We start from the raw sequence: 6,794 nt of genomic DNA, 5'->3' as shown, positions 1-6,794 counted from the left end.
GGCCGATGAATGCGAGCGGTCCCACTGCCCTCCCTCCGCTCCGGAGACTGCTTCGGCTACGCCTCAGCAGTCTCCTCCGCTACGGCAGGGCAGCGGCGTTCCCCAAACCGTACTCTCATAGCAACTGGTACAGGTTTTTGGGGCAGGCCAGTCCGACGCGATTGGAATTGCCACCGTTACGGCACAGCAAGCCTCCGTTGTATCCAATCGTCAGCTGGAACCTCAGGCAGGGCTATCATGAACGACTATAGTTCTATTGAGGGTTGCGCGGACAACGAACCTCCCGGGCGACGTTTCCTGCCCGTGGACCGGGCTTCCGTTGGTCGCCCTCGGTTCATTGGCCGCGAGAGGGTCAATAGGACCGCGGTTTTGGCTGCTCTTCTTCTTGCTACGACGCTCTGTATTGCTGAGGACCAACTCGCATTCCCCGGCGCCGAGGGTTATGGCAAGTACACCGTCGCCGGCCGGGGCGGCGTCGTCTACGAAGTGACCAATCTCAACGACTCGGGAGCAGGCAGCCTCCGCGAGGCGGTCGAGGCGTCGGGCCCTCGGACGATCGTGTTCCGTGTATCGGGAACGATTGCATTGAATAGCCAGCTGACAATCCGCAACCCGTACATCACGATCGCTGGCCAAACGGCGCCGGGCGACGGCATCTGCCTGCGTGGCTATCCGCTGATGATTTCTGCCGACGAAGTCATCGTCCGATATCTGCGCATCCGCTACGGCGACGAGTCGGGGCGCGCCGATGACGCGGTCTCGAGCCGCTACAACAAGAATCTCATCATCGACCACTGCTCCGCAAGCTGGAGCGTCGACGAGGCGGTTTCGATCTACCACAACGAAAACGTCACCGTTCAATGGTGCCTGATCTCGGAGAGCCTCTACCAATCGAAGCACGGCAAAGGCCATCACGGCTTCGGCGGCATCTGGGGGTCGAACCACAGCACCTACCACCACAATCTGCTCGCGCACCACTCGAGTCGCAACCCTCGCTTCGCTTCGGGCTGCGGCAATACCGACTTTCGCAACAATGTGGTCTACAACTGGGGATACAATAGTTCCTACGGCGGAGAGAAGCAGCAGAAGGGCAACGACCAGTTCAACTTCACTCGCATCAACATGGTCGCCAATTACTACAAACCAGGGCCCGCCACCCAGCCCGGAGACGTGTCGCACCGCATCGCGAACCCGACTTCTCGCGGCGTCGACGATTACGGTGATTGGTACGTCGCTGATAACGTGATGGAGGACGACGCCGCGGTATCTGCTGACAACTGGGACGGCGGTGTCCAGCCCCAGGACGGAAGCAAAGTGATTTCAGGCCTGAGGCTCGAAGAGCCGTGGCCGGCGATGGCGATCGAGCAACAATCCGCCGAGGAGGCGTACCTCTCCGTCCTGGCGAACGCCGGCGCCACGCTCCCGAAACGCGACCCAGTCGATCGACGAATTATCGAGGAAACCCGCCAAGGAACGGCGACCTTTGCCGGTACGAGCTACGCCAACCGGCACACCGGCGTCGGGCAGATCGCGAAGACGGGGATCATCGACTCTCAGTCGGATGTTGGTGGCTGGCCGGAACTGACGAGTGCCGAAGCACCCTCCGATGCCGACCACGACGGCATGCCCGATCAATGGGAAACTTCCAACGGCCTGAACCCCAATGACGCAGAAGACCGAAACCTAACGGCCGCCGACGGCTACACCATGCTTGAGACCTACTTAAACAGTATTGAGTGACGACCGAAACGAGCATTAGAGCATTTCCATGATTACCGTTCTCGGTATCCGCAGTGTCGGAAATAGGCGAGGCACTCGTCGAGAGGGAACTTGTCGAGCAGGGCGTTGATGGCTTGTTCGAGTTGTTCGACAGTTCGGGCGGCGGCCTTCCTGGGCAGGGCCTTGAGTTTGGCGAAGGCCAGTTCGATCGGATTGAGGTCGGGGCTGTAGGGCGGCAGGTACTCGAGCCGCGCGCCGGTCGCTTCGATCGCCTCGCGGACCCCGGCCCTTTTGTGGCTAGAGAGGTTGTCCATGATGACGGTGTCGCCCGGGCGGAGCGTCGGCGCGAGACATTGCTGGACGTAGGCCAGAAAGACCTCACCATTCATCGGGCCATCGACCCCAGCGGGGCGGTCATGCCCTCGGCCCGCAACGCGCCAAGGAAGGTGGTCGTCTTCCAGTGGCCATGGGGAACCCGATCGACCACGCGGGCGCCGCACGCCGCCCGGCCGTGGGTCCGCGTCATCTTGGTGCTCGCTCCCGTCTCGTCGAGGAACACCAGCTTCCGCGGGTCGAGGTGGGCCTGCCAGAACCGCCAGGCCGTCCGCTTGAGCGCCACGTTGGGCCGGTCCTGTTCAGCGGCGTGCACCACTTTTTTTGAACGTCACGCCCAGCCGCCGCAGCGTGTTGTGCACCGTGCCGATGCAGACGGCCACGCCCAGACGATCCCGGAGTTCTCGCAGCGACGCGTCCGGCTGCTGCTCGACCAGTTCGAGGAGACGCTCGCCGTGCTCGGCGAGCTTCGGCTTGGGGCCTGTCCTGCCCCGCCGCGGGGCGATCTGGCCGGTCTCTTCCCGCCGCTTTTCGAGGTTGTAGACCCAACGCGTCGAGACGCGGTACTTCCGCGCCACCGCCGCCTTGCTGATCCCCGCGTCGCGGTCGGCGAGCACCCGCTCACACAGGTCCATCGAGTACGCGTAGCTCCCCATCGCAGGCTCCTCCAAAAACGTCGGAGCCTAAACTATCTGAGCGTGCTAGCAGAACGCCAATCGTTGATGCGCTCTAGAACTCGACGCCGGTCGCCAGCCTATCGCCGCCCAAGTTCGTCAAGGCGGATCGTGAACTGCTGGTCGGCGGCGCGGTCGTGGCGGTCGAGCACGGGGGAGTAGGTGCGCACCACGATGTCGCCGTCGGTTCGGAACTCGAGGAGCCGCAGGTCGCCCTGGCCCCCCTCCTTCTTGAACTGGTAGTTGGCCAGCATCTGGTGGACGACGGCGCCCGCTTCTCCCTCGGTGCTCCGGTAGCCGGTCCCGTCGTTAAGGACGTGGCCGTTGAACGTCAGGCGGAAGCCGGCGTGCTTCGCGACGAGCTTCTCCCAGAGTTGCCGCCCGTCGTTGACGGTCTCGCCGGGCTGTTTGGCGACGCCGTACGCGTGGGGGTTCCAGTTCTGGTCGCGGCCCTTCGCCCGCCAGTCGTAGATCGTGTCGTCGGAGTAGAGGTAGGCGTGCGTCACGAGGATCGCCAAGCAGTCGGCGTGGTCGGCGACGATCTTGTTGGCCCAGGCGACGACTTCGTCGCGCGGGGCGAACTCGAGCGCCACCACGAGCCACTGCTGGCCCCCCGCCTCGAAGCGGTGGTAGGTGTTGTCGGTTTTCTCGGGCTCGAAGCAGCCGCGTAGCGTGGGCTGGCCGGCGTAGGGCGAACCGGGGCCGAAGAACTCGGCGTCGTTGAACGCGCTGTGGCGATCGCTGGCGTTGCCGCCCGGCCCGTAGTCGTGGTTGCCGGGGGCGATGGCGTAGGGGAGCATGCCATCGAGCTTCGCCATCGCCGCTCGGGCGACCTTCCACTGCTCACGCGTGTTCCGGTTGGTGACGTCTCCCTCGTAGAGAACGAAGCGAATGTTGAAATCCTCGGCATGCGCGGCAAGCCATTGGGTCTGGGCCTCGTAGTGAGCCGGGTAGGACTCGGCGTAGATCTGGGTGTCGGGCAAGACCGCGAGGGTCCACGACCCCGGGGCGATGGGATCGGCTTCGCCGTGGGCGCGGGCGGCCGACAACAGCAACAGCGTGAAGAGAAAAGTAAAACTGCCGAGCCTTGGCGAGCCGAAAGGGCGCATCGTTCTACCGATTGCGAAGAGAAGCGATCACCGCGGCGGACGTTCCGCTGCGTAGCTCAAGCATGGTGCTTCAGCCGACGGCGCCACGCAAGAGACGAGGGCATCGTCGAAGCGGTGCGCGGGCCGGCTGTTGATCGCTTCGCCCGACGCCTGCAGAGCGAGCGCTCTGTTTCATCGCGTCGGAAAAACTCGGTCGTGGCCATGCGAGGGGGGTCGTCAGTCGTCCCGTCAGCGGGATACCAGTCGCCCCGTCGGTAGGTGGCCCGACGGCGCCCCTCACACCCCCGTCGAGGCGCGCCCTTGCATCATCGCCCGCAGCGGGCCGGGCTCGCCGAGCAGGTCGGGCAGCACCGACGGGACGCGCGACCGCTTCACGCGGGTGTGCGAGACCTGGGGTTCGCTGCGCGGCGTCTTCGGAGGGGTCGCATTCGCTTCAGCGGGCTCAGCTCCGAGTGTGTCGGAGGAGGCGGCGTCGGACACCTTCGTCGCGAAGCTGTCGCGGGCGGCGAGGAGCTCGCCGCGGAGCACCGACACGTCGGCCGGGGCTTCGATGCCGAGGCGGACGCCTTGGCCCTTGGTCTTGATAACGGTGATCGTGATCCCGTCGCCGATCCGGATGGTTTCTTGCGGCTTCCGTGTGAGAACCAACATCTGTCACTCCCTTAGTGGATGGTGATAAGCCGGGCGAGTTCCACTCGCCCCCGCAGCTTCGACCAGCGTCCTCGCTGGCGTAGGCTGCGGCAGGGAGGCGTCCGACGGGGTGTCGTGCGTCTCGCCAGCCCTCTTACGCACCGGCCGTGCCAAAGTTCAGATCGAAGGCGTTTGGCGCGCGTAACTCGAACGCCTAGCGCCACTTGCAAGAACGGCTCAAGAAATCAACGCTAGCAGCCGGGTCCCGAAACTTACAAACGGGGCGCCGAATGAACAGCGTGGCTGACGACTTTCCAGCAGATAATGGCAGGTCGCGACGGTAATGCTATCGCCGCAAGGACCTTAGGCGCCGGGGTCGGTGCCTGCAGCGACCAAGTCTTTGTGGCGGTCGAGGTCGTCCTGCTCGAGCACGCCGAGGTAGGGCAGGTTGCGGTAGTGGTCGTCGTAGTCGAGGCCGTAGCCGACGACGAACTCGTCCGGGATCTCGAACGCCACGAAGTCGGGCTGGGCGGTCACTTCCTGGCGGCCATGCTTGCGGAGCAGCACGGCGGAGCGGACCGAGCGGGGGCCGAACTCTTTGATCTTCTCGATGACGCGGACCAGCGTGTGGCCGGTGTCGAAGATGTCGTCGACCAGCAGCACGTCGCGGCCCTTAATGTCGAACATCAGCTCGGCGTTGACCGACAGGTCGCCGCGGGTGGTGCGCTCGCCGCCGTAGCTGGAGGCCTCGATCACGCCGACGCGGAGCGGCATCTCGAGCTCGCGGATCAGGTCGGCCACGAGGACGACGCTGCCGGTGAGGACCGAGACGATCGACAGGGGCCGCTCGCCGTAGGCCTGGGCGATCTCGGCCGCCATCCGCTGGACGCCGTCGTGGAGTTCTTGCTTCGAGTGGAGGATCCGCATTGCGTCCATCGAGGAGGGGTTGGCCCGTTGGGGCGAAGGATTGTCGGGCCGTTCCGCTGGGGCCGCTACAACAGCAGGGAGGCGATGCAGGCGGTCATGAAGGCGGCCAGGGTGCCCCCAATCATCGCCCGTAGTCCGAGTTTCGCCAAGTCGCCACGGCGTTCAGGCGCGATGCCTCCGATCCCCCCCAATTGGATGCCGATCGAGCTGAAGTTGGCGAAGCCGCACAGGGCGTAGGTCATGATCTCGCGCGAGCGGCTGCTGATCACCTCGACGCCGGCGCTGCCCTCGGCGCCGGGGGTCCACTCGGCGAGGCGGCCGTAGGCGACGAACTCATTGGTCGCCATCTTGAGTCCCATCAGCTGACCCGCCTCGGCGCAGTCGGCCGACTCGATGCCGATCAGCCAAGCGAGTGGCGCGAAGAGGTAGCCTAAGCCGCCTTCAAGGGACCACCTGGCGGGGTTGTCGGGGACGTTCTGGCCCGCCCAGGCGGCGAGCTGCCAGAAGGCGTCTCCCGTGAGGCCGAGCACCGAGTTCAGCACGGCGATCAGCGCGAGGAAGACGATCAGCATAGCGCCGACGTTCATCGCGAGCGACAGGCCGCCGGTCGTGCCGTTGGCGATCGCCTCGATGACGTTGACGCTCTCGTCCTTCACCTCGACGCCGACATGGCCACGCGTCCGCGGGGTCTCGGTCTCGGGCTGCATGACCTTCGACAGCAGCAGGGCGCCCGGCGCCGAGATGACCGATGCCGCCAGCAAGTGCCCGGCATTGATCCCCATCGCCGAGAGGGCGCCCAACACGCCTCCCGCCATGGTCGCGAAGCCGCCCACCATAACCGCGTTCAGCTCCGACTTGGTCATGGTGCTGATGTAGGGCCGGATCACGAGCGGCGCCTCGGTCTGGCCGACGAAGACGTTCGCCGCCGCCGAGAGGGTCTCGGCGCCCGACGTGCCGAGCGTCTTCTGCATGACGATCGCCAGCAGGCCGACGACCTTCTGGATGATGCCGTAGTAATAGAAGATCGACATGAACGCCGAGAAGAAGATGATCGTCGGCAGCACACGGAACGCGAAGAAGTGATCGGCGAAGTCGGCCCCAAAGACAAACTCGGCGCCGGCGTCGACGCAGCCCAACAGGCCGACGAACACCTTGTCGACCGCGACGAAGACCGCCTTGCCCGCCGCGGTCTTGAGGATCAGCAGCGCAAAAGCGAACTGCAGTAGCACGCCTGCGATGACAATTCGTAGTGGAAACTTGCTCTTGTGGGAGCTCATTAGCCACGCGAGGCCAATGATGACGGCGAGCCCCAGCAGGCTGATGTAGCGTTCCATACGCGGGGGGCTTGCTGTCTTGAGAAATCAGGTTGTAAGGGGGGAGAGATTACAGGTCTCTCGCCTCA

General features: G+C 64.8%; 5 protein-coding genes and 1 pseudogene. 1 reads left to right on the top strand and 5 read right to left on the bottom strand.

The window, feature by feature from the left end; translation table 11 throughout:
* Positions 1 to 369 precede the first annotated feature (369 nt).
* Positions 370 to 1,740, top strand: coding sequence for a pectate lyase family protein (locus tag Pla108_RS19490; protein WP_146446650.1), 1,371 nt, complete (start codon positions 370 to 372; stop codon positions 1,738 to 1,740).
* Positions 1,741 to 1,772: 32 nt separating this feature from the next.
* Here the strand turns inward: Pla108_RS19490 and Pla108_RS19485 are convergent.
* The 5 genes and pseudogenes from Pla108_RS19485 to Pla108_RS19465 all read right to left on the bottom strand — a co-directional run bounded on the left by Pla108_RS19485 (position 1,773) and on the right by Pla108_RS19465 (position 6,726).
* A pseudogene (locus Pla108_RS19485) lies at positions 1,773 to 2,708 on the bottom strand (IS630 family transposase).
* 98 nt (positions 2,709 to 2,806) lie between these two features.
* Positions 2,807 to 3,835 (bottom strand): metallophosphoesterase, encoded by a 1,029-nt coding sequence (locus Pla108_RS19480; RefSeq protein ID WP_146446649.1) that lies wholly within the window; start codon positions 3,833 to 3,835, stop codon positions 2,807 to 2,809.
* A gap of 276 nt (positions 3,836 to 4,111) precedes the next feature.
* Positions 4,112 to 4,486 carry a carbon storage regulator gene (locus tag Pla108_RS21535; RefSeq protein WP_146446648.1) on the bottom strand — a complete coding sequence of 125 codons (375 nt, stop codon included), beginning with the start codon at positions 4,484 to 4,486 and terminating at the stop codon, positions 4,112 to 4,114.
* A gap of 342 nt (positions 4,487 to 4,828) precedes the next feature.
* Entirely contained in the window at positions 4,829 to 5,392 is a 564-nt protein-coding gene (hpt, locus tag Pla108_RS19470) for a hypoxanthine phosphoribosyltransferase (protein ID WP_146446647.1), read from the bottom strand.
* Between the two features lie 65 nt (positions 5,393 to 5,457).
* Entirely contained in the window at positions 5,458 to 6,726 is a 1,269-nt protein-coding gene (locus Pla108_RS19465; RefSeq protein ID WP_146446646.1) for a NupC/NupG family nucleoside CNT transporter, read from the bottom strand.
* Positions 6,727 to 6,794: the final 68 nt, after the last annotated feature.

Origin of the sequence: Botrimarina colliarenosi, from assembly GCF_007859955.1 — a bacterium.
GTDB lineage: Bacteria > Planctomycetota > Planctomycetia > Pirellulales > Lacipirellulaceae > Botrimarina > Botrimarina colliarenosi.
The sequence above is the reverse complement of the archived record's forward strand: the minus strand, read 5'-3'. Positions and strand labels throughout refer to the sequence as shown.